1 protein-coding gene is annotated in these 206 nt (G+C 56.3%); it reads right to left on the minus strand.

Annotated elements, in window-relative coordinates; genetic code table 11:
* A partial coding sequence (locus tag GPK89_RS16840; RefSeq protein ID WP_215694178.1) for a ribonucleotide reductase N-terminal alpha domain-containing protein occupies positions 1-206 on the minus strand: 206 nt, incomplete at both ends.

The following is a 206-nucleotide window of genomic DNA, read 5'->3' on the forward strand; positions in this document are numbered from 1 at the left end:
CCTTCGTTCATAGCAAGATGCAGCGCGATACCCAAAAACATCTCCTGCGGTGTTTCCAGCGGCACGCGGCTGCGTGACTGAATCACATAGCGTTTGAGCAGCAGGTCAAGGCCGGAGTAGGTGAACAGCTCGTCCCGTTCCGGGCAGAGAAAGTCCTCCGCCATGGCAATCTCCTCGTGGGTATAGTGGGCAAGGATATAGTCACC

Origin of the sequence: Gemmiger formicilis, assembly GCF_018784445.1 — a bacterium.
Lineage (GTDB): Bacteria > Bacillota > Clostridia > Oscillospirales > Ruminococcaceae > Gemmiger.